This is a genomic window from Bradyrhizobium septentrionale (assembly GCF_011516645.4).
In the GTDB taxonomy this organism is placed as follows: Bacteria; Pseudomonadota; Alphaproteobacteria; order Rhizobiales; family Xanthobacteraceae; genus Bradyrhizobium; species Bradyrhizobium septentrionale.
In genome coordinates this window covers 5057025-5079004 of the sequence record NZ_CP088285.1, presented here as the reverse complement: position 1 = coordinate 5079004, position 21980 = coordinate 5057025, and the positions used below count along the sequence as shown (strand labels likewise).

Below are 21980 nucleotides of genomic sequence, written 5' to 3'. Positions count from 1 at the left end.
ACGCCTGGGTGAACATTTTCGCGAGACCACCACTTCAAAAAAAACCGGATATCAGTGAAGATGACTTTTTGGTAAGGAATGCCATGAACGAGCGCAGGTCGACTGACAAACTGCAGGATGCGGCTGAGGGGTTGGCCTGGGAAATCGTGTCGACCAGCATCCGCCTGGAGGAGTTGCGCAGCATCTGGGCCAAGATGATCGGAATCACCGGTCCCCAATGGATGATCATGACGGTGCTGGCGAATGCCGAAGACCGCCACATCGGCCTGCCCGTCGGCGCTGTTTCGCGGGCGCTGCGCGTCGATCAGTCGTTTGTGGTGACGCAGTCGAAATTGCTCGAGAAGAAGAATCTCCTGCGCCGCAAAAGTTCGACCGAGGATGCGCGGGTCGTGAACCTGTCGCTGACCGACCACGCCAACAAGCAGATGGCAAAGCTGTCTTCGCAGCGTAAAGCGTTGAGCGAGTTCGTCTATGCCGACCTGGACTTACGGGAACTGCAGCAACTCACCGGCAAGATGAATTCCATCAAGAACCGGCTGGAAAAAGCGATCTTGAAGGTCTCGGCCGACCTTTAACAGTCACCGAGACGCCCCTCTCCCGAAGAGTTGAACTTCCGCTGCAGTCTTGGATCAGGCGATTGCGACGCGCTGCCGCGCCCGCATCAGAAGCAGCAGGATGATGCTGACATTGAGCAGGTTCCAGGCGAGGCCATTGGCGAAGGCCGCGGCATAGGAGCCGGTTGCGTCGAAGATCACGCCCGAGATCCAGCCGCCAAAGGACATGCCGAACACCGAGGCGAAGATCACGATGCCGATCCGGGTCGCGGCCTCCGACGCCGGCATCGCCTCCCGCACGATGATGGCGTAGCTCGGCACGATGCCGCCCTGGAACAGGCCGAACATCGCGGAGATGACGTAGAGCGAGGACAGGCTGTCGAAGAACAGATAGAACAGCAGCGCCGAGCCCTGCGCGATCGAGCCGATCAAGAGCGTGCGGATGCCTCCGATCCGGTCGGCGAGGAAGCCGGAGCCGATCCGGCTGATGATGCCGAAGCCGAGCATCAGCGACAGCATCTCGGCGCCGCGCGCCACGCCGTAGCCGAGATCGCCGCAATAGGCGACGATGTGGACCTGCGGCATCGACATCGCGACACAGCAGGAGATCGACGCGAGCGCCAGGATCGCGGTCAGCGCATTGGTGGAGAGCCTGAGATCGACCCGCGGCGGCGCCGCGTTGACATGGCTGCGCCTGACAGCCGCCCCCATCAACAGTCGCAGCACCATCAGCGCGAGCGTCATCGCGATCGCGGTGAAGATGCCGATCGCAATATGGGTGGTGCGCCAGCCGACGCTCTGCATGCCGAAATTGACCAGCGGCGGCCATACCGTGCCGCCAACATAATTGCCGCTCGCGGCGATCGCGACCGCCAGCCCCCGGTAGCGCTCGAACCAGTGCGACGCCTCCGCCATCAGCGGGCCGAAGGTCGCGGCCGACGACAGGCCGATGGCGAAATGCAGCAGGATGAAGGCCCAGATCGACGGCGCGTAGCCGGCGCCGACATAGCCGAGGCCGAGGATGCCGATCCCGGCGCCGATCGCCGCGACGATACCGTAGCGGTCGCTGATCTTGCCGGTCACGACCTGGCCGATGCCGAAGCCGAGCATCACCATGGTGAAGGCGAGCGAGGCCGTTCCGCGGGTGGCGCCGAAATCGGTTTGCACCACCGGCAGCGCCACAACGACCGACCACATGCCGACGCTGCCGAGCGAGCCGATGGCCACGGCCACGGCAAGGCGCAGCCACGCCCGGCGAGAGTCGGGAATGAACATTGCGACTTCAGGGGAAAATTCAGAAGAAATTGCCACGGCAGGCGGAACTTCGTCGGCATTTGCCTCGCGGTCAAGCCACATTGCCGAGAGATTAGGCATGCGCCAGCAACGGGACCCGCACCGCGCCGCCATGGTGGACGGATCAATTCCCGAAATTCGGATCCTGCGACTGGAACGCGCCGCACTTCGCGCGCCTGGCGAACCGCTGGTCGAAATCGACGGTGCCGCCGGCGACGGGAATCCGGGTCGGCGGCAGGCCACGGAGGTATTGATCGACGGCCACAGTCTTCTCGTCGGCGCTCAGGGTGACGCGTACCGGCTCGAGCGGCTTGCCCTTGTTCACATCCGTCAGGTCCAGCGTGTAGTAGCCGATCACCGATTGCCCGCCTCGCATATGGCGATCGACCGATAGCGGCAGATAGACCTCCATCCGAACCCCCGCGCCTTCGCAGGCGATCATGCGGATCATCACGGCCTCGGCGCCGGGCGGTTTCGCGGCCGCCGCGGTCGCAACGCAAAGGGAAATGGCCGCGACAAGACCCCGCTTCACGAACCCGCGCCTGTCAATCATCGCAATGGCGCGGCGCATCTGGTTTGGCATTCGGCATCCACAATGACCTTTACGTTGCATTTGGTCGGCGCCGGGTCCGGCAAGTTCAATTCTCCGGCTCCGCCGGCTCGGGAATATCGCTGGTCGAACGATGATCCATGCTGATGAAGAAAGCTGCTATAATGCGAAGCAGTTCACACTGGCGGCGCGCAACCCGAACTATCATTTCGCCGGGATGTCACGCAGTTCGCAAGGTAAAGGATCGAAGCGCATACTGTCGGAGGGTCATCATGCATTCGTCGTCAGCAGAGTGGTTGCCCGTTGCCATTGCGCCATCTGATCGGGAGCTCGAGGTCTGTGTCCTCGACTACGACGGCATGGTCCACGCGCTCATGTTTCCGTGCCACCGGGACGGCGCCGAATGGGTCGACCATGCCAGCAGCAGGCATCTCGATATCCAGCCGACGCATTGGCGCAGATGGATGCATTCGGCCAATTAGGTGACAGGGCGCCGACGTCCTGACGAGCGCAGCGTCCTCGCGCCCGGCATCATCGCCGCATCGGGCGTCGTCGTGCCCCGCGATCGTCTGCCGTGAACCCGTCTCCTGAGCGGGCGGGCGGTCCGACCTGCCCTCCGCGGCCCAAATCCCCCTCCCCGAGGCCTGCGACGACCCGCGCGATCCCATCGCCGGCACTTATTAACCCTTTGCTAACCATACACCCGGCAAGAATTGCCGAGTGAAGTCGAGTGTCGTCGAACGCGTATAACGGGTGGAGATCCCCGTGGACGCCAGCGCGGTGCCTCACTTTCGGAACGGCGGCCCTGCGGCCGTCGCGCAGACGCTTGGCGGCCGCAGCCGCCAGTCGCGGGGGAGAGCGGCTACCATGGTCGACGTCACGGCGGGTCAGGGCACGGCAGGCAAGAGCGGATTGCCGAGCCTAGGCGAGATCGGCGACATCTTAAAGCGCGGCGACCTCGCGCTGGCACTCGGCGTTCTCACCATCCTGGTGGTGCTGATCCTGCCGCTGCCCTCGATCGTGCTCGACCTGTTCCTGGCGGTCTCGATCACGATCTCGATCCTGATCCTGATGACCTCGCTGTTCATCCAGGCGCCGCTGGAATTCTCGTCGTTTCCGACCATCCTCTTGATCTCGACCATGATGCGGCTGTCGCTGAACATGGCCTCGACCCGGCTGATCCTGAGCCACGGTCATGAGGGCACGGCTGCGGCCGGCCACGTCATCGAGGCGTTCGGCAATTTCGTGATGGGCGGCAACTTCGTGATCGGCATCATCGTGTTCGCGATCCTGGTGATCGTGAACTTCGTGGTCATCACCAAGGGTTCGGGCCGCATCGCCGAAGTCGCGGCGCGCTTTCAACTGGACTCGATGCCCGGCAAGCAGATGGCGATCGACGCCGACCTGTCCGCCGGCCTGATCGACGAGAAGGCGGCCAAGGAACGCCGCAAGGCACTGGAAGACGAGAGCGGCTTCTTCGGCGCCATGGACGGTGCTTCGAAATTCGTCCGCGGCGACGCCATCGCCGGCCTCTTGATCGTCGGCATCAACATCGTCGGCGGCATCATCATCGGCGTCGCCCAGCAGGGCCTCTCCTTCAGCGAAGCCGCCCGCACCTACACCGTGCTGACGGTCGGCGACGGCCTCGTCACCCAGGTGCCGGCGCTGATCGTCTCGACCGCCGCGGGCCTGCTCGTTTCCAAGGCCGGCATCACCGGCGCCGCCGACAAGGCGCTGATGCGCCAACTCTCCGGCTATCCACAGGCGCTCGGCATGTCGGCCGGCGTCATGCTGATGCTGGCGCTGCTGCCGGGCATTCCGACGTTGCCGTTCCTGGCGCTGGGCTCCGGCGCCGCGGCGCTGGCCTGGAACGCGCGCAAGCACAAGCGGGCGGCGAAGGCCGCCGAGGCCGCCGAAGCCGCCGCCCCCGCTGCGGCCGCGGCCGCGGCAGCCGCCGCCGCGGAGGAGCCGATCGCCGCCGCGCTGAAGATCGACGACCTCAAGATCGAGCTCGGCTACGCGCTGCTGCCGCTGGTCAACGGACCCGACGGCACCGACCGCCTCACCGAGCAGATCAAGGCGCTGCGCCGCTCGCTGGCGATCGAGATGGGCTTTGTGATGCCGGCGGTGCGCATCCTCGACAACGTCCAACTCGAGGCCAACAGCTACGTCATCAAGATCAAGGAAGTCGACGCCGGCACCGGCAAGATCTGGCCGAGCCAGTTCATGGTCATGGACCCCGCCGGCAACCAGGTACAGCTGCCCGGCATCCACACCATCGAGCCGACCTTCGGCCTGCCGGCGACCTGGGTCGATGCCGGCCTGAAGGAAGAGGCCGCGCTGAAGGGCTACACCGTGGTCGACGCCGCCACCGTGCTGTCGACGCATCTGACCGAGCTGCTCAAGACCAACATGGCGGACCTGCTGTCCTACGGCGAGGTGCAGAAGCTGCTGAAGGACCTGCCGAAGGAGCAGGGCGAGCTGATCAAGGACATCGTGCCGAGCCAGGTCACGATGTCGGGCATCCAGCGCGTGCTGCAATTGCTGCTCGCCGAGCGCATCTCGATCCGCGATCTCTCGACCATCCTCGAAGGCATCGCCGACGCGCTGGCGTTCTCGCGCAATCCGGCCGCCATGGTCGAGCATGTCCGGGCCCGGCTGGCGCGGCAGATCTGCGCCCAGAACACCTCGCCGAACGGCTATCTGCCGCTGATCGCGCTGTCGGCGCGCTGGGAGCAGGCGTTTGCCGAGTCGATCGTCGGTCAGGGCGATGACCGCAGCCTGGCGATGCAGCCGTCAAAGCTGTCCGAATTCATGACTGCCGTGCGCAACGCCTTCGAGCAGGCCGCGCGCGAAGGCGAGGCACCGGTGCTGGTGACGTCGGCCGCGATCCGGCCGTTCGTTCGCTCCCTGGTGGAACGGTTCCGCTCGCAAACCACCGTTTTGTCGCAGGCCGAGATCCATCCGCGCGCCCGGCTGAAGACGGTCGGAAGCGTCTAGCGCGAGCAAATCATTCGCGTTTTCGCCTGTGTTTTCTCGCCACAGGCAACTGATTTGTGTGGAACCGCCCGAAACGGCCCTATCTTGGTGATTGCCACCCGGCATTCGAGCAAGCTACTGATATTACGTGCAGTTAATGTTATTTTCGGGTGCTGGAGGCGAGTTTTGATCGCGTCGGATCACGTCTAATCACGCCCTTGTGATGGCCTCTAGGGAACGGAAACGTCAAATCCTACGTTAGTGGGGCGCGAGACGTTGAACCGGGCATCAGACCAGTCCGACAGATTTACAGAGCAGGAAGGCGGCAGGAGACTTCCATGAACCACTCGATCTACAGCGCCGATCGTATGACGCACCTGAAGATTGTGGTCGTGGCGTTGTTCGCCGGTATCCTGGTCGCCGGTTTCGGCATCGCGGCGCACAATTCGTCGGATGACGGTTATACGCAGACGGCGCGTGTCATGAAGGCCGGCAAGCCGGTCGCGATCACAAGCTCGAGCAACTCGCTGGTCCGCTGATCAGTTCGCTCGCTAACAGGAGAGTTTCACGAATTCACGTAGTGTTCTTTACAGCCCCCCAAAGTCGCTGCGTGGATATTTAAGACCCCCAACTACCCCCAAGTTGACTACCGAAAACGCCCGCTCCCCACGGGCGTTTTCTTTTTGTGCGGATGGCAACAGCGTCGTTCGAGATTGTGCTGATCGCTGAACCGGCAAGAACACTTCAACTCGTCATGCCCGGGCTTGTCCGGGGCATCCACGTCTTGCTCACCTCGGCGGGCCAAAGACGTGGATGGCCGGGACGAGCCCGGCCATGACGGAGAACACCGATATTGCGCCGGGCTCTTACCGCGGCGTCGAACCCGGCGCGGGCGGCACGGTCTCGATCAGCTTCCCGGTGAAGATCGGTGCCGAGGTCGGCTGGCCATTCGGCGAACCGCCGGACTGCTCGACGGTCACGGCGTAGGTGGCGCCATTGATCACGTCGGGATCGTAGCCCGACAACACCGGGCGCGCGGTGAAATCATCGGCGCCGATCACGCCGAGCGAGCGCGGCTGCGGCAGCTTGTCGGAGATCAGCCAGAGCTCAAAACTCTTGCCGGGCTCCGACGCGGCGACGACCTTGCGGACCGTGAAGTTCTTGGTCGCGCCGTCGATGGTGAGGATGAAGGCGGGCCCGCCATTCTGCCCCTGCAACAGCGCGACATATTGCGCGGACGGCGCGAATGCCGGCGCCGGCGTTTTCACTTCCACGGTCTGGATGCGCGGCTTCGGCCGGATCGCGTTCGGCAAGGCATCGGGCCGGAAGATCTGCAGGCTGAGCGTCACCAGCAGCGCGGCAGCGATCGCAGTCGCAGCCGACGCAATGCCGCGCCAGCGCTTCACGCGGCTCGTCAGCGCGACCACGTTGCTGTCACCGAAGCTGACCCGTGGCCGCCGGATCTCGGTTGGCTGCGGTATCGCCCGCGGCTGCTGCGGCTCGTCCGGATCGAACGCCGAGCCGAACTCGGAATCGTCCATGATCGGCCGCGGCGGCGGCGGCGTCACCGTCGCGGCCGGCGGCTCGGGCAGCACAAGCGGCGCGCTCGCATGGCCGATCGCCGCCTTGATGTTGTCCCAGACCACCGGGCGCGGCTCGACCGAGCCAACCATCTGGTTGAGCGGCCCGAGCCTGAACTCCCAGGCCTGTACGAGGGCTGCGAACTCGGCGTCGACGGCCATCATGGTCTCGACCTGCGCGCGCTCCTCGGCGTCGAGCGTACCGAGCGCATATTCCGCGGCGAGCGCGATATGGTCTTCGCTAATGGCCATCAATCAGAGTCCAAGACACTCCCGGATATCCATCAGGCTGCGGCGCAGCCAGGTCTTCACCGTGTTCACCGGCGTCTCGAACTTTGCGGCGAGCTGTTCGCGGCTCCAGCCGTTGTAATAGGCGAGCAGCACGAGCTTCTGACGATCCGGCTCCAGACGACCGACGCACTCCAACAACCGTTTCAACTCTTCCGTCATTTCCCGTCGCGCCAGCGGATCGGGTGAGTCGGCGGCGACTTCCATCGCGGCCGGCTCATCTTCCAGCGAGGACTCGCCTCGCTTGCGCACGACGTCGATGGCGCGGTTGCGCGCGATCGACGTCATCCACGTGATCGGCGACGACAGGGCTGGGTTGAACTGCCCGGCGCTGTTCCAGATCTTGACGTAAGCCTCCTGAATGACCTCCTCTGCGAGGTCCTGTCGCCGCAAGATACGGAGCACAACGCCGAAGAGTTTCGCGCGGGTCGCGGCGTACAGCCGCTCAAAGGCGGCCTCGTCCCCCCTCGCAACGGCGGCGATCAGCCAGACCAGCTCAGCCGGCGTCAGCATCTTGCGCCCCCCAAGCCTGCATCAAGCCTGCATCCCCCATCGCCTCATTGCCACCGTGCCGCCGATCGTCCGGTCCGGACCGGTGGTAGCATATTTTGGGACACCACGATCCGCCAAGTGGGCGCCAAGTGGCCCGCTTGTGGACAGCGCCCAACAAAAAGCCCGGGCGATCGGCCCGGGCTCTCAATCTGGTCAGCGGAGGAGCGAGATATCAGGCGATGACGCCGAGACGGGCCCGCATCAGGCCGATCGAATCCATGTCGGCCTGCTCGCGGGCGCTCTCCTCCGCGCGTTCGCGCGCCTGGTCGCGCTCGTCGAGCAGCTCGACCTTCTTCAGCTCCTCGAAGGCCTCCGACAGCAGCGCCTTGGCGTCGTCGAGTTGGGCGCGCAGTTCGTCGGCCGAGCGGGTCAGGTTCTCGCGGCGCTGGATCGCGGCCTTGGCATAGGTCGGATAGGCGAAGTGCGTGGGGTCGTTGATCCCGGCGCGCTCCTGTTCGGTCTGGATCTCGCGCTCGAGTTCGACGGACATGCGCTGGAAGTCGGCGATCATGCCTTCGATCTGGGTAACCCGACGGCGCTTTTCATCGACCTGAAACTTCTTCAGGCGGATCAGCGTTTCACGTGACTTCATCGACTCATACTCCCCAGAAGTCCCAATTCTGAACGCGGGACAGAACCGGCTCCCCCCTGGGCCCCGCCGGCATAGCTATGGTGTGCCGGAGATGATGGCCTGACAAAGTTAGCGTTCCGTTTCCAAACCCGACAGGATTTGAGCGAGTTGCCGGTAGCCGTCGCCAAGGCTGGTCGCCTCCTCCTTGGCCTGGCGCAGGTAGGCCTCGAGCGGCTCATGCAGCCGGATCGCCTCGTCGACCTCGGGGCTGGAACCCGGCCGGTAGGCCCCGAGCCGGATCAATTCCTCCATGTCGGCATAGGTCGCCATCACCTGCCGCGCCTTGTTGATGTAGGGCAGGAAGTTCGGATCGGCCGACTTCGGCATGGTGCGCGAGACCGACTTGAGGATGTTGACCGCGGGGTAGCGGCCGCGCTCGGCGATCGCCCGCTGCATTACAATATGACCATCGAGGATGCCGCGCACCGCGTCCGCGATCGGCTCATTGTGGTCGTCGCCGTCGACCAGCACGGTGAAGATCGCGGTGATAGTGCCGTCGCCGGTGCCCGGGCCGGCCCGCTCCAACAGCTTCGGCAGCTCGGTGAACACGGTCGGCGTGTAGCCCTTGGCGGTCGGCGGCTCGCCGGCCGAGAGGCCGATCTCGCGTTGCGCCATCGCAAAGCGCGTCACCGAGTCCATCAGGCACAGCACATCCTGCTCCTCGTCGCGGAAATACTCCGCGATGGCGAGCGTCAGATAGGCCGCCTGGCGCCGCATCAGCGCCGGCTCGTCCGAGGTCGCGACCACCACGACCGAGCGCGCCAGCCCCTCCTCGCCGAGGTCTTCCTGGAGGAATTCCTGCACCTCGCGGCCGCGTTCGCCGATCAGCCCGATTACCGAGATCGCGGCATCGACATTGCGCGCCAGCATCGACAGCAGCACCGACTTGCCGACGCCGGAGCCGGCGAAGATGCCGAGGCGCTGGCCGCGGCAGCAGGTCAGGAAGGTATTGAGGCCGCGCACGCCGAGATCGAGCGGCGGACCGACCCGCTTGCGCGAATGCGCAGGGGGCGGCGAGTTGCGGTAGGACATCGGTGAGGCGCCCTGCGGCAGCGGGCCCTTGCCGTCGATCGGTTCGCCCATCGCGTTGACGACGCGGCCGAGCCAGGCCGGCGACGGCCGCACCTGGCTCGCCGCATTGGCGATGACGGCGCGGCAACCGCGCCTGACACCCTCGAGCCCGCCGAACGGCATCACCACCGCGTTCTCGCCGGAGAAGCCGATCACCTCGGCCGGGATGAAGCGGCCTGCACCGACATCGATCACGATGCGGGCGCCGACCGACATCGCGTGAATGGGCCCCGCGATCTCGACCATGAGCCCGCGAACGCCGACCACACGGCCATAAATATTGACGCCGTCGATGTCGCCGATCTGCTCCGCGAGCGCCTTCATTGCGAAAACCTTAAGTTTCCGCGATTTTGCTCCAGCCGCTTAACTTCGTGTTTACCCGCATCATTAATCATTGCGTCACTGTCTTTGGTGACTGAGGTCGCTTGCCCATCAGAAGAAGGGCGAGTCGCGAGAGTCGGTTAGGCCCGCCTCTTAATCTGGAATCTGAACGAGCGCGGTTAGGAAAACCTACTTCTACGCAATATCTTAGGGCGATTCGACAAAAATTGCACGGTTAGAGCTTGCGTGAAGGAATCAGTTTTTGTTAACCATATCTCGTCAGGATCCGAATCAGTTGTTCAAAGGCGTTTTGAGTGCCGCAAGTGCGGCCGACCTGACGCCCGGAGCGGCGACTATAGGGGACTGGCATGCGCGTTTTGCTGATTGAAGATGATAGCGCCGTCGCGCAGTCGATCGAATTGATGCTCAAATCCGAGAGTTTCAACGTCTACACGACGGATCTCGGTGAAGAAGGCGTCGATCTCGGCAAGCTTTACGACTACGACATCATCCTGCTCGACCTCAACCTGCCCGACATGTCCGGTTATGATGTGCTGAAGCAGCTCCGGGTCTCGAAGATCAAGACTCCCATTCTGATCCTCTCCGGCCTCGCCGGCATCGAGGACAAGGTCAAGGGTCTCGGCGTCGGCGCCGACGATTACATGACCAAGCCCTTCCACAAGGACGAGTTGGTCGCCCGCATCCACGCGATCGTGCGCCGCTCCAAGGGTCACGCCCAGTCGGTCATCCAGACCGGCGATCTCGTGGTCAATCTCGACACCAAGACGGTCGAGGTCGGCGGCCAGCGCGTGCATCTGACCGGCAAGGAATACCAGATGCTGGAGCTGCTCTCGCTCCGCAAGGGCACCACGCTCACCAAGGAAATGTTCCTCAACCATCTCTACGGCGGCATGGACGAGCCGGAGCTGAAGATCATCGACGTCTTCATCTGCAAGCTGCGCAAGAAGCTCGCCAACGCCTCCGAGGGCCGCAACTTCATCGAGACCGTGTGGGGCCGCGGCTACGTGCTGCGCGAGCCGCACGAGGCCGACGAGCGCATTCCCGCCTGACCTTCCGGACGCCGCAGCGAACCCAAGGTTCGCTCCTCCCGACCTCAACCCCGCCGCAAATGGCGGGGTTTTTGTTTGGGATTGAACCCGCTCCCGGCATGCGCAGACCAAGGGAACGTGCAATCCTGCCTCGCGCGAATCCCGACGAACTCCCGGACCGCCCCGACATGATCCTGCAATCCCTCGCCGGCCTGCCGGCGTTCCTGGTCTATTTCTGCACGGCACTGATCGCCGTGGTCGCCTACCTCTTCGTCTATACGCGCGTCACGCCACACGACGAATTCCAGCTGATCCGCGACAATGATCCGGCGGCGGCGATTGCGCTCGGCTTGAGCCTGCTCGGCTTCGTGCTGCCGGTGGTCAGCGCCATCGCCCACTCCGCCAATGTGATCGACTGCCTGATCTGGAGCATGATCGCGCTGATCGTGCAGATCATCGTCTATTACATCGTGAAGATCCCGGTGCCGAACCTGTCGGCGCGGATTGCCTCCGGCGAGCTCGCGCCGGCGATCTGGCTCGGGTTGTCCTCGCTGGCCGCAGGCGCGCTGAACGCGGCCTGCATGATCTACTGAGCCAATGAGCTAACCATGGCGCGCAAACCGAACCCGGATTTCGGCAAGCGGCGGCCGGTCGTGCCGGCGGTGCCGCCGCGGCCGGATCCACCCTCCAAGCGCTCCAACCATGTCGCGCTGCTGATCATGGGCACGCTCGCGGTCGGCGGCAGCGCCTACGCGCTGATGCCGCGGCCGAATTGCCAGCCCGTGCAGCCGCCACCACCGGGCGTCACCGCACCGGGCACCACTGCGCCAATGCCCCCGCAACCCGGCGTCGATTGCACGGCGCGCAGCTCGTCGTCAGGCTCGGGCGGTAGCAGCGGCGGCTCCTCGCGCAGCAGCTTCTACAGCAGCAGCTCCTCGTCGGGCGGCTCGTCATCCTCGTCGAGTTCGTCGTCGAGCTCCTCGGTCAGCCGCGGCGGCTTCGGCTCGCTCGCGCATGCGTTCGGCTTCGGCAGCGGCGGATGAGCATTTTGTGGTGTCATCGGCGCGTCATCGCGCTTTCGCTTGCCCGGCCATCCCGGCTGGTGGACACTCGGCGCGGCTCCGCAAATGGCAGGGATTGCGCCCATGAAACGCTCGCGCCGCGTCTGGCTGAAATTGATGGGAAGCGTCGCGATCGGCGCGGCGTCGATCGGCCTGACGCCAGGTCAGGCCCGCAGTCACCAGCACCATGCAGGGCACAGGAAGAAGAGAAAGCCCGAGCAATTGTCGCCCTCCGGCGGCTTCGGCGGCGCGCCGCGCAGCATCGCCCGCTTCGGCGACGGCGATCCCTCGCATGGCGGAAGCTAGAGCATGATCCGGACCGGAACGGCCGCGTTAGCGCAAAGTGGACACCGGTTTTCCGCGCCACAAACGCGAAGCGTTTGCGCGAAGATCATGCTCAAGCAAATCTGACACCAGGCTGACACGCGTCGTGAAGATCACGGGCCACCCCATGCAACGCATCGCATGCCCCGAGCGCGACGATTGGCAAACGACCGCCGAGAACGCCGGCTTCACCTTCCACAGCATTGACGGCGAACGTTACTGGGACGAGCGTGCCTATTACGCCTTCACGTTGGACGAGATCGAGCGCGACATCGAAGCGCCGACCGGCGAGATCGACGCGATGTGCCTCGAGCTCGCCGGCCGCGCGGTCAAGGACGAGCGCTATCTGCGCCGGCTGAAGATCCCCGAGGCGTACTGGGATCTGATCGCTGTGAGCTGGCGCCGCAAGAACCCGAGCCTGTACGGCCGGCTCGACCTCAAATTCAGCGGCAGCGGCCCGGCAAAGCTGCTCGAATACAACGCCGACACGCCGACCTCGATCTTCGAGGCGGCGGTGTTTCAATGGACCTGGCTCGAACAGGCGATCGCGCGCAACATCATCCCGAAGCGCGCCGACCAGTTCAACTCGATCCACGAGGCACTGATCGGGGCCTGGAAGACGATCGGCGCGACCCACCCGCTGCACCTCACCGGCCTGACCGGAAACGCCGAGGACGCCGGCACGCTCGCCTATCTCGAAGACACCGCAGCGCAAGCCGGGCTGAAGACCACGCTGCTCGACATCGAGCAGATCGGGCTGCGCAACGACGGCCAGTTCGTCGACCTCGACGAATGCCCGATCAGGCTGGCGTTCAAGCTCTACCCGTGGGAGTGGATGTTTCACGATGCGTTCGGCAAGAATCTCGCGGCCGCGCCGACGCAGTGGATCGAGCCGCCCTGGAAGGCGATCCTGTCCAACAAGGGCATCCTGCCGCTGCTGTGGGAGATGTTCCCGAACCACCCCAATCTGCTGCCGGCCTATTTCGAGGACGACCCGCAGGCCGCTCAGCTCGGCACCTCCTATGTGCGCAAGCCGATCTATTCGCGCGAGGGCGCCAACGTCGAACTGGTCAGCGCCGGCCTTACGCTGGTCGCGGAGGAAGGCCCCTACGGCGCCGAAGGCTTCATCCGCCAGGCGCTGGCGCCGTTGCCGAATTTTTCCGGGCAGTACCCCGTGCTCGGCAGCTGGCTGGTCGACCACACGCCGTGCGGGCTGTCGATCCGCGAGGACGAGAACCCGATCACCGGCAACACCTCCCGGTTTCTGCCGCACGCGATTTTGTAGCTGGCAGAGACGCGCACATCTCGATTCCCGTCATCCTGAGGTGCGAGCCTTGCGGCGCAATTGCGCCGCTGGGCGAGCCTCGAAGGATGCACGGCCCGGCTGGTGGCCGTCGACCCTTCGAGACGCCGCTTCGCGGCTCCTCAGGGTGACGGAACAGGCGGAGTCGCCTTCCCTGATCCGGAGCGATCTGGCTCAACGCGCAGCCGACGCGACCGCCTTCAGCACGTGAACCGCGGCGCCGGCGCGCGCGACCGGGGCGACGCTCGGCTGATAGAGCCCGCGCCGGTCGGGATAGGGCCTGAACAGATTGGTGATGCCGACCACGGATTCCGCGGCGCCGAGCGCCAGCACGCCGTCGGGCTCGAGCATCCGCGCGATCTTGCCGAAGATGCCGGCCTTGGTCTGCTGATCGAAATAGATCAGCACGTTGCGGCAGAAGATCACGTCGAAGGTGCCGAGATGCGACAGGTCCTGCAGCAGATTGAGCTGGCGATGCTGCACCATGCCGCGGATATCGGCGTTGAGCTGCCAGAGCTCGCCCTTCTGCACAAAATACTTCACCAGCAGCTGGATCGGCAGGCCGCGCTGCACTTCGAACTGGCTGAACAGGGCGGCCTTGGACTTTTCCAGCACCGCCTGCGACAGGTCGGTGGCGACGATCTCGATGCGCCAGCCGGCGAACAGCGCGGTCATTTCCTTCAGCAGCATCGCGATCGAATAGGGCTCCTGCCCGGTCGACGATGCCGCGCACCAGATCCGCAGGCTGCGGCGGGAGGCGCGCGCCTGCGCCAGCGCGGGCAGCACCGCGTCCTTCAGATGATCGAACGGGATCCTGTCGCGAAAGAAGAAGGTCTCGTTGGTGGTCATCGCCTCGACCACATCGGAGGTCAGCCGCTCGGCGCCGCCCTTCATCCGCTGCACCAGCTCGGGAATGCCGGCGAGGTTCGACCGGCGCGCCAAGGGCAGCAGGCGGCTCTCGACCAGATATTGCTTGTCGGGCGACAGATCGAGGCCGGAACGTTCCTTCAGCAGCTTGCGCAGATACTCATAGTCCAGCGGCGTCACGCACGGTCTCCCGAAAACACGCGAACAAGTTTCGGTGCGATCTGATTGAGCGGCAGCACGGCGGCGCAGATGCCGGCGTTGGCCGCGGCTCCGGGCATGCCCCACACCACGCTGGTGGCTTCGTCCTGGGCGATCACGCTGCCGCCGGCGGCGACGATATCCTTGCCGCCGCGCATGCCGTCGGAGCCCATGCCGGTCAGGATCACCGACATGATGCTGCCCTGCCAGACATCGATGGCGGAGGTGAACATCGGGTCCACCGCGGGCTTGCAGAAATTAACCGGCGGTCCGTCGTCGAGCGCGATGGTGGCATCGATGCCGCGGCGGGCGATGCGCATGTGACGTCCGCCCGGCGCCAGATAGATCTGGCCGGGCCTGATGCTCTCGCCGTCGATCGCCTCATGCGCCGGCCGCTTGCTGGCGCGCGCCAGATGCTCGGCGAGAATGGTGGTGAAGGTCGGCGGCATGTGCTGGGTGATCAGCACCGGGAACCGATCGATCACCGATCCGATCTCGCCGACCAGCGTCATCAGCGCCTGCGGGCCGCCGGTGGAAGAGCCGATCAGCAGCACCTTCGGCGGCAGCAGGCCGAACGCGCGGCGCACAATCGGCGCCGCCGCGACGGCTGCAGCGGGCGCTCCCGGAGCCGCCGTGCGCAATCTGTCATGTCCGGGCGCAAGCGGCGGGCTTGACGTCGTGTGCGCGGTGCCGCGCCGCGCCTTGGCGCCGAGATGACGGATCTTCTGGATCAGGTCGTGACGGAAGGTCTCCGCGGCGGTCGCCTCGCGCGTGCTTTCCGGCTTCGGAATGTAATCGGACGCGCCGAGCGACAGCGCCTTCAGGCTGATCTCCGCATTGCGGCGGGTCAGCGTCGAGGCCATGATGATGACGAGGTCGCGCTTCTTCGCCAGCAGCTGCGGCAGCGCCGAGATGCCGTCGAGCTCAGGCATTTCGATATCGAGCACCGCGACATCGGGGTTGATGCGCTCGAGCTGGTTGACGGCATCGAGGCCGGTGCGCAGCGATGCCACCACCTCCATGTCGGGCTCGGCGCCGATCCAGCGCGAGATCATTCCGCGGATCACCACGGAATCGTCGACCACCATCACCCGCACCTTGTCGGTACGGGTCAATGTCGGGACCGCAGCATTTGTCAACGCAATACTCATGACTTCACCAGCGACGCAACACGACGCACAACAAACCGTTGAGCCGAAGGCTTCTGCCGCCGGATCGAACGATGGACTTAAATCAGACCGACTTCCTGGAACTTCGCGGTGACGATGTCCCGGTCGAACGGCTTCATGATGTATTCGTTGGCACCGGCATGCAGCGCGCGTGCGATATGCGCGACGTCATTCTCGCTGGTGCAGAACACGACCTTGGGCTGATCACCGCCGGGCATGCGGCGGAGATTGCCAAGAAACTCGTAGCCGTCCATGACCGGCATGTTCCAGTCGAGCAGCACCGCCTCCGGCATCGCCCGCTTGCAGGCTTCGAGCGCCTTGGCGCCGTCCTCGGCCTCGATGATCTGGAAGTCGAGCCCTTCCAGGATGCGGCGGGCGACCTTGCGAATGACGCTTGAGTCATCGACAACAAGACAGGTTCTCATTTGCGACCTCTACTTCCTCATCCCCGTTGGGATGTTTCAGTTCTTCAGTTCTGGCGGCCCTGTTCACGCCGCTTTGGCGTCGGGCACCAGTTCGAGCACACGATCGATATCGAGGACGACCATGAGCTGGCCGTCGAGGCGGTAGACGCCGCCGGCGAGCTTGGCCATGCGGGGATCGAGGTTGACCGGGTTGTCCTGGCGGCTGTCGTCGGGCAGCCGCAGCACTTCGCCGATCTGGTCGATCAAGACCATAGGATTCGCCGCGCTGGTCGACCCCGACCGCCATCGGCGGCTGGCCGTCAGCGGCCTTCGGCAGCCCGAGCCGGGCGCGCATGTCGACCACGGTGACGATGCGGCCGCGCAAATTGAGCACGCCGGCGATCTCGGCCGACGACAAGGGAACGCGCGTCAGCCGCTCCGGCATGAACACGTCCTGCACCCGCGAGATCGGCAGCCCGAACAGCTGCCCGCCGATCACGGCGGTGACGTATTCGGCCATCGCGCCTTCGCTGGTCTCGGTCTTGCTGGTCATCGATCCTGTTTCCTTCGAGTCCTTTGTTTGAGCATGATCCGATCGGAAAACCGGTTCCCACTTTTCCGGATCATGCTCTAGGCCGCCCGACGCAGCTCGGCGGTCTGTTCTTTCAGCGCCGCGATCAGTCCGGGACGGTCAAACTTGGCGACATAGTCGTGGAAGCCGGCCTGCCGGCCGCGCTCGATCGCCGCCGGCGACACCATCGCCGACAGCGCGATGATCGGCAGCCCGATCAGATTGTGGTCGCTGCGGATGTTCTCGGCGAACTCGAAGCCGTTCATCTCGGGCATCTCGATGTCGGTCAGCACCACGTCGAAGGCCTGCCCCGAGCGCAGCGCGGCGAGCCCTTCCTGGGCGTTCGGCGCGGTGCGCACCTTGTAGCCGGCGGCCTTCAAGACCGGCGCCAGCATGTTGCGGAAGAACGCGCTGTCGTCGACCAGCAGCACCGACTGCGCTGACGCCGACGGCCGCATCTCCTTGCGCGAGAACCAGTCGGCGAACGCCATCGGCAGGAAGTGGCCGACGTCGATCACCTCGGTGGCCTGGCCCTTGATCACGGCCGAGCCCAGAATGCCGTCCTGCGAGCCTGCGACCTCGATGTTGAGCCGCTCCTCGACGATGTCGATGATCTCGTCGACCACGAGCCCCATCGAGCGGCCGTCGTCGGCGAACACCAGGATCGGCTGCGCGCCTTGTGTCTGCACCTCGACACCGGCCATCTGCACCAGCGGCATCAGCTGCTCGCGGTACTGCACCATGTAGCGGCCGTTACTGAGCTCGATCTTGTCGGTTGCGATCTCTTCCAGCCGGGTGACGAGGCCGAGCGGCACCGCCTTGGGCTGGTTCGATCCGGCGCGGAACACCAGCAGCGAGGTCAGCTGCTCGCCGCTCGAGGCGTGGGCATTCGCATTGTCCTCGGCCATGTCATGGGCCGAGGAGCCGGAGGCGCCGAGCGCCTTGGCGATGCCGTTGGGATCGATGATCATGATCACGGCGCCATCGCCCAGAATGGTGTTGCCGGAGAACATGTCGATGTGACGCAGCTTGGTGGACATCGGCTTGACCACGATCTCCTCGGTGTGGAACACGCCGTCGACCACGATGCCAAAGGTCTGGCTGCCGACTTGCGTGACCACGATGAAGCCGTTCTCGGCGTCGGTGGTGGTCGCGCCGTCGTCGATCTTGAGCAGCTTCTTGAGATGGATCAACGGCAGCAGCTTGTTGCGCAGCCGCAGGACCGCGGTGTCCTTGATCCGCTCGATGCGGTGCTCGGAGTTGGCGCGGGCCCGTACCAGCTCAACGACCGAGAGCTGCGGAATGGCAAAACGGTCGCCGCCGGCTTCAACGATCAAGGCGGAGACGATCGCCAGGGTCAGCGGGATCTTGATGGTGACGGAGGCGCCCTCGCCGGCCACGCTCTTGATGTCGATGGTGCCGCCGATCTGGTCGATGTTGGTGCGCACCACGTCCATGCCGACGCCGCGGCCGGATACCGAGGTCACCTGCGCTGCGGTCGAGAAGCCCGGCGCGAAGATGAACTTGTGGGTCTGGGCTTCGGTCATCTTCTCCAGCTCAGCCTCGGTGACGAGGCCGTTCTGGAGCGCCTTGGCCTTGATCCGCTCGGTGTTGAGCCCGCGGCCATTGTCGGCGATGCAGATGATGATGTGGCCGCCCTCGTGATAGGCGGAGAGGCGAATGGTGCCCTGCTCGGGCTTGCCGGCCGCGACCCGCTCGGCGGTGGTCTCCAGGCCATGGTCGGCGGAGTTGCGCACCATGTGCGTCAGGGGATCCTTGATCAGGTCGAGCACCTGGCGGTCGAGCTCGGTGTCGGCGCCGTGCATTTCCAGTTCGATCTGCTTGGCGAGTTCGCCGGAGAGGTCGCGGACGATGCGGGGCAGCTTCTGCCAGGCATTGCCGATCGGCTGCATGCGCGTCTTCATGACGCCCTCCTGCAGCTCGGCGGTGACGTTGGAGAGCCGCTGCAGCGGCACCTTGAACTCGGTGTCCTCGTTGCGCCTTGAGATCTCGAGCAGCTGGTTGCGGGTCAGCACCAGCTCGGAGACCATGGTCATGAGGTGTTCGAGGGTGTCGACATTGACCCGGATCGACTGGTTGGCGATCTTGTCGCCTTCCTGGACATCCTCACCGGCGGCCTTGCGGGCCGGCTTCTTCGCGGGCTCGGCAGCTTCGGCAGCGGGAGCCACGGCCGCAGGCTTGGCAACGGCAGTGGGTGCGGCGACTTCGGTCGCGGTCTCGCGGAAGGCGCGCTCGAGCTCGTCGAGCGAGACCTCGCCCGGACGCAGCGGACGCTCCAGCGTCTGCACCACCAGCGTGCCTTCAGTCATCGCTTGGGTCATGTCAGCCTGCACGGACGGCGCTTCGACGACAGGCACGTCTTCTTCGGCCGTCTCACCAGCGGCCATTGCGGCCATGCCGCGCTCGACCATCGCTTCCAGCTGATCAATCAGACCGCGGTCGTTGCCTTCAGGCTCGGCCTCGGTGGCCTCGAGCCCTGCAAGGATCTCCTTGATGCGGTCGATCGAGGACAGGATCAGCGTCACGGCTTCCGCCTTCACCGGCATGCCGTCGCGGAATTTGCCCATCAGGGTCTCGCCGGCATGCGCCAGCGCTTCCAGCCGCGGCAGCCCGAGGAAGCCGCAGGTGCCCTTGATGGTGTGCACCAGGCGGAAAATGTTATCCAGGATCTTCGCGTTGTTCGGATCCTGCTCGAACTGCACCAGCTGGTTGTCGACCGTATCCAGGCTCTCGCTGCTCTCCGTCAGGAACTCGCGCAACAGATCGTCCATGAAACCAACCTTCGAAAACGCGGCGGCGCGCGACATCGACGCGCCTGACGGAACCGGGCCAGCTTGTCCGCAAAGCGTTTAAGTTTGGTTGAGTAAATGGAAAAGAACGGGATCAACAAAGAGATAAGGCCGCGCGATCGAATCGCGCGGCCGGTCGTAACCTTTGATTAATGATGTCGCCGCGGCCGCGTTCAGGACGCTGCGATAATGACCTTATCGCCATCGAGCGCGAGCGTCACCTTCAGCCCGCAGGCGTCCGCGAGCAGGCGGGTGTAATGCGGCTGCACCGCATGCGCATCGACCGTATTTGACGACGTCGCATTCAAGAGATCGACGATGTTCTGCGGCACCCGCGCATTGAGGCCTGCGGCTGTGATGCGGAAGCTCATGGTCTCGCCGTCGCCGACCGGATCGATGATCAGCGTGCCGCCGCGCGGTATCGTCTGCTGCGCGATGACCAGCATGTTCAGCAGCAGCTTGACCCGGTTCTTCGGCAACAGCAGCCGCGGCAAATTCCAGGTCAGCGTCACCTTGCCGTCCTCGATATGCCCCTTAGCCATGTTCTGGGCGTCGCCGAGGTCGATCTGCGCGCCGGAGGAACCGGCGGCGCCGAACGCCAGCCGGCAGAACTGCAACCGGGCCGACGCGGTCTTGGCGCTCTTGCGAATGAGATCGAGCGCGAAGTCGCGGTCTTCGGGCTTGGGATTGTCGTCAAGGACCTCAAGCCCATTGACGATCGCGCCGACCGGACTGATGAGATCGTGACAGACCCGCGAGCACAACAGCGCCGCGAGTTCGAGCGCATCGGGAGCGGGACCGGGAGACGAAGTGCCAGACATTGATTGTTTCCTGGAAAACCGCACGCCGCGGGAGGAGTGCGAATCACGCATGCCTGTCGGCTTGATACACCGCGCAGACGGATGCTGCCAGCTTGCGGCGGGACTGATAAAGCATGATCCGGACCGGAACCGCCGCGTTCACGCACAGTGGAAGCGGGTTTTCCGAAAAGATCACGCTCAAACAAGGAGATGAGATCATGATGCGAGACCGAGTCATCGCATCACGATCTCTGGGGAAGACGAACAGGATATGAGACCCGCCCATGAATAAGGCACAGCCGCCCGTGATCGGCTGCGAGGCCGCCGCCACGCTGCTCGAATCGCTGACCGAACTGGCGATCCGGGCCGGCGAAGCGATTCTTGCGGTCAACCGTTCCGCGATGAATGTCACCGGCAAGAGTGACGGCTCGCCGGTGACCGAGGCCGATCTCGCCGCCGACCATATCATCGTCGAAGGGCTGACGCGGCTGGCGCCGCACGTGTCGCTGCTGTCGGAGGAGCGTGTCCATCTGGCGACGCCACCCTACAAGGACAGTTTCTTCCTGATCGATCCGCTCGACGGCACAAAGGAGTTCGTCGCCGGCCGCAATGAATTCACCGTCAATGTGGCGCTGGTCACGCACGGCGTGCCGCTGCTCGGCATCGTCGGTGCGCCCGCGCTCGGCTTGATCTGGCGCGGCATCGTCGGCAAGGGCGCCGAGCGATTGACGCTGCAGAACGGCGCGGTTGCGCAAGCCGTGCCGATCAAGACCCGTCTCTGCCCGCCGCGCGGCGCGCCCTGGACGGTTGCGGTCAGCCGCTCACATGGCGATGCGCGCACCGAAGCCTTCATCGACGAACGCGGCGGCGCGGTCCGCGCCGTGCTGGGCTCGGCCGTCAAGTTCGGCCGTGTCGCCGAAGGTCAGGTCGACATCTATCCCCGCCTGTCGCCCACATCCGAATGGGACGTGGCGGCCGGTCACGCGGTCGTCGTTGCCGCCGGCGGGAAGGTAACCGATGCGAGCGGAGGCCCACTGCATTTCGGGCTCGGCCGCGAGGACTTTCTGGTGCCGGAGTTCATTGCCTGGGGCGACCCGGCCGCAGCGACGTGATCACTGCGCGAGATTTTCTGCCAGCTCCGGCCAGCGCGCCGTGGCTTCATTCAGGAAGTGCGCGGGATCGGCAGCGAAGGCATCGCGGCTGCGTTCCCGGTTGAACAGGTAAAGCCGGTTCCCGACCACCGCCCAGAATCGCGGATTGCCTGCACAGGTGACGCCCCGCACCAGGTCGGTCGGATCATAGCCGCCGAACTGCGGTCCATAGATTTCGGGATGCGCCACGAACGAGGCGCGGTTGCCCTCGTTGCGGAAACGCCAAACCACGCCGCTTGCGGCGGCCTCGAATTCGGGCCGCCCCTGGGTGGCGGCAGCGTCGGTGAAATAGGCGACGGGATCGAATCCCTCGATCGCCAATCCCGAGTAGCGGTTCGTCACCACGCGCTCGGTCGTGGTGGCCGCAACAGGCAGCGGCGGCCAGATAGCCGCCAAAATGCCCGCCAACAGGCCGAAAAACGCCATCCCCCGGCACGATCCATATCTTTCCTGC

The 21980-nt window shown here is 64.8% G+C and carries 22 protein-coding genes and 1 pseudogene; 10 read left to right on the top strand and 13 right to left on the bottom strand.

Going from position 1 to position 21980, the window contains the following annotated elements:
• Nucleotides 1-8: 8 nt before the first annotated feature.
• Entirely contained in the window at nucleotides 9-575 is a 567-nt protein-coding gene (locus tag HAP48_RS25925) for a MarR family winged helix-turn-helix transcriptional regulator (RefSeq protein WP_166208923.1), read from the top strand.
• Between the two features lie 54 nt (nucleotides 576-629).
• On the opposite strand, the gene HAP48_RS25920 is transcribed toward HAP48_RS25925, so the two are convergent.
• Together HAP48_RS25920 and HAP48_RS25915 are read right to left on the bottom strand one after the other, a co-directional pair.
• A complete protein-coding gene (locus HAP48_RS25920; RefSeq protein ID WP_166208927.1) occupies nucleotides 630-1829 on the bottom strand; it encodes an MFS transporter in 1200 nt (399 codons plus the stop codon).
• A 142-nt stretch (nucleotides 1830-1971) separates the two neighbouring features.
• Nucleotides 1972-2430 carry a hypothetical protein gene (locus HAP48_RS25915; protein WP_234622326.1) on the bottom strand — a complete coding sequence of 153 codons (459 nt, stop codon included), beginning with the start codon at nucleotides 2428-2430 and terminating at the stop codon, nucleotides 1972-1974.
• Nucleotides 2431-2669: 239 nt separating this feature from the next.
• On the opposite strand from HAP48_RS25915, the gene HAP48_RS25910 reads away from it, so the two are divergent.
• The 3 genes from HAP48_RS25910 to HAP48_RS25900 all read left to right on the top strand — a co-directional run bounded on the left by HAP48_RS25910 (nucleotide 2670) and on the right by HAP48_RS25900 (nucleotide 5915).
• A complete protein-coding gene (locus HAP48_RS25910; RefSeq protein WP_176399234.1) occupies nucleotides 2670-2879 on the top strand; it encodes a hypothetical protein in 210 nt (69 codons plus the stop codon).
• A gap of 385 nt (nucleotides 2880-3264) precedes the next feature.
• Nucleotides 3265-5397 (top strand): flagellar biosynthesis protein FlhA, encoded by a 2133-nt coding sequence (gene flhA / locus HAP48_RS25905; RefSeq protein WP_166216006.1) that lies wholly within the window; start codon nucleotides 3265-3267, stop codon nucleotides 5395-5397.
• Nucleotides 5398-5714: 317 nt separating this feature from the next.
• Nucleotides 5715-5915, top strand: a complete 201-nt coding sequence (locus HAP48_RS25900; protein ID WP_166208930.1) for a hypothetical protein — start codon at nucleotides 5715-5717, stop codon at nucleotides 5913-5915.
• Between the two features lie 327 nt (nucleotides 5916-6242).
• Here the strand turns inward: HAP48_RS25900 and HAP48_RS25895 are convergent, their stop codons facing one another.
• The 4 genes from HAP48_RS25895 to fliI form a co-directional block, all read right to left on the bottom strand.
• On the bottom strand, nucleotides 6243-7208 hold the full coding sequence (locus HAP48_RS25895; RefSeq protein ID WP_166208933.1) for an anti-sigma factor: 966 nt from the start codon (nucleotides 7206-7208) through the stop codon (nucleotides 6243-6245).
• A gap of 3 nt (nucleotides 7209-7211) precedes the next feature.
• Nucleotides 7212-7757 (bottom strand): sigma-70 family RNA polymerase sigma factor, encoded by a 546-nt coding sequence (locus HAP48_RS25890; RefSeq protein WP_029083680.1) that lies wholly within the window; start codon nucleotides 7755-7757, stop codon nucleotides 7212-7214.
• Nucleotides 7758-7968: 211 nt separating this feature from the next.
• Nucleotides 7969-8388 (bottom strand): flagellar export protein FliJ, encoded by a 420-nt coding sequence (gene fliJ, locus HAP48_RS25885; RefSeq protein ID WP_016848565.1) that lies wholly within the window; start codon nucleotides 8386-8388, stop codon nucleotides 7969-7971.
• A 108-nt stretch (nucleotides 8389-8496) separates the two neighbouring features.
• Nucleotides 8497-9822, bottom strand: a complete 1326-nt coding sequence (gene fliI, locus HAP48_RS25880) for a flagellar protein export ATPase FliI (RefSeq protein ID WP_166208936.1) — start codon at nucleotides 9820-9822, stop codon at nucleotides 8497-8499.
• Between the two features lie 365 nt (nucleotides 9823-10187).
• Between fliI and ctrA the strand changes: the two genes are divergently transcribed.
• The 5 genes from ctrA (at nucleotide 10188) to HAP48_RS25855 (ending at nucleotide 13538) form a co-directional block, all read left to right on the top strand.
• Nucleotides 10188-10889 (top strand): response regulator transcription factor CtrA, encoded by a 702-nt coding sequence (gene ctrA, locus HAP48_RS25875; RefSeq protein ID WP_016848562.1) that lies wholly within the window; start codon nucleotides 10188-10190, stop codon nucleotides 10887-10889.
• A 167-nt stretch (nucleotides 10890-11056) separates the two neighbouring features.
• The gene (locus HAP48_RS25870) at nucleotides 11057-11461 is read left to right on the top strand and encodes a DUF350 domain-containing protein (protein ID WP_166208939.1); all 405 of its coding nucleotides are present in this window, start codon (nucleotides 11057-11059) and stop codon (nucleotides 11459-11461) included.
• Between the two features lie 15 nt (nucleotides 11462-11476).
• Nucleotides 11477-11911 (top strand): hypothetical protein, encoded by a 435-nt coding sequence (locus tag HAP48_RS25865; protein WP_166208942.1) that lies wholly within the window; start codon nucleotides 11477-11479, stop codon nucleotides 11909-11911.
• A 102-nt stretch (nucleotides 11912-12013) separates the two neighbouring features.
• A complete protein-coding gene (locus HAP48_RS25860) occupies nucleotides 12014-12235 on the top strand; it encodes a hypothetical protein (RefSeq protein ID WP_166208946.1) in 222 nt (73 codons plus the stop codon).
• Between the two features lie 145 nt (nucleotides 12236-12380).
• Nucleotides 12381-13538, top strand: a complete 1158-nt coding sequence (locus HAP48_RS25855; protein ID WP_166208950.1) for a glutathionylspermidine synthase family protein — start codon at nucleotides 12381-12383, stop codon at nucleotides 13536-13538.
• A gap of 192 nt (nucleotides 13539-13730) precedes the next feature.
• Here HAP48_RS25855 and HAP48_RS25850 read toward each other — a convergent pair whose 3' ends face one another.
• The 6 genes and pseudogenes from HAP48_RS25850 to chpT form a co-directional block, all read right to left on the bottom strand.
• Complete coding sequence (locus HAP48_RS25850; protein ID WP_166208953.1) at nucleotides 13731-14603, bottom strand: CheR family methyltransferase; 873 nt, start codon at nucleotides 14601-14603, stop codon at nucleotides 13731-13733.
• Complete coding sequence (locus HAP48_RS25845) at nucleotides 14600-15772, bottom strand: protein-glutamate methylesterase/protein-glutamine glutaminase (protein ID WP_166208956.1); 1173 nt, start codon at nucleotides 15770-15772, stop codon at nucleotides 14600-14602. Before HAP48_RS25845 ends, HAP48_RS25850 begins: the two co-directional genes overlap by 4 nt.
• A gap of 77 nt (nucleotides 15773-15849) precedes the next feature.
• On the bottom strand, nucleotides 15850-16215 hold the full coding sequence (locus HAP48_RS25840; RefSeq protein ID WP_166208959.1) for a response regulator: 366 nt from the start codon (nucleotides 16213-16215) through the stop codon (nucleotides 15850-15852).
• Between the two features lie 63 nt (nucleotides 16216-16278).
• Nucleotides 16279-16747: pseudogene (locus HAP48_RS25835) on the bottom strand (chemotaxis protein CheW).
• 77 nt (nucleotides 16748-16824) lie between these two features.
• On the bottom strand, nucleotides 16825-19557 hold the full coding sequence (locus HAP48_RS25830; protein WP_166208962.1) for a hybrid sensor histidine kinase/response regulator: 2733 nt from the start codon (nucleotides 19555-19557) through the stop codon (nucleotides 16825-16827).
• A gap of 191 nt (nucleotides 19558-19748) precedes the next feature.
• Nucleotides 19749-20396, bottom strand: coding sequence for a histidine phosphotransferase ChpT (chpT, locus tag HAP48_RS25825; RefSeq protein WP_166208965.1), 648 nt, complete (start codon nucleotides 20394-20396; stop codon nucleotides 19749-19751).
• A 263-nt stretch (nucleotides 20397-20659) separates the two neighbouring features.
• Between chpT and cysQ the strand changes: the two genes are divergently transcribed.
• Nucleotides 20660-21487 carry a 3'(2'),5'-bisphosphate nucleotidase CysQ gene (cysQ, locus tag HAP48_RS25820; protein WP_166208968.1) on the top strand — a complete coding sequence of 276 codons (828 nt, stop codon included), beginning with the start codon at nucleotides 20660-20662 and terminating at the stop codon, nucleotides 21485-21487.
• Here cysQ and HAP48_RS25815 read toward each other — a convergent pair whose 3' ends face one another.
• Nucleotides 21488-21952 (bottom strand): YHS domain-containing (seleno)protein, encoded by a 465-nt coding sequence (locus HAP48_RS25815; protein ID WP_166208971.1) that lies wholly within the window; start codon nucleotides 21950-21952, stop codon nucleotides 21488-21490.
• Nucleotides 21953-21980: the final 28 nt, after the last annotated feature.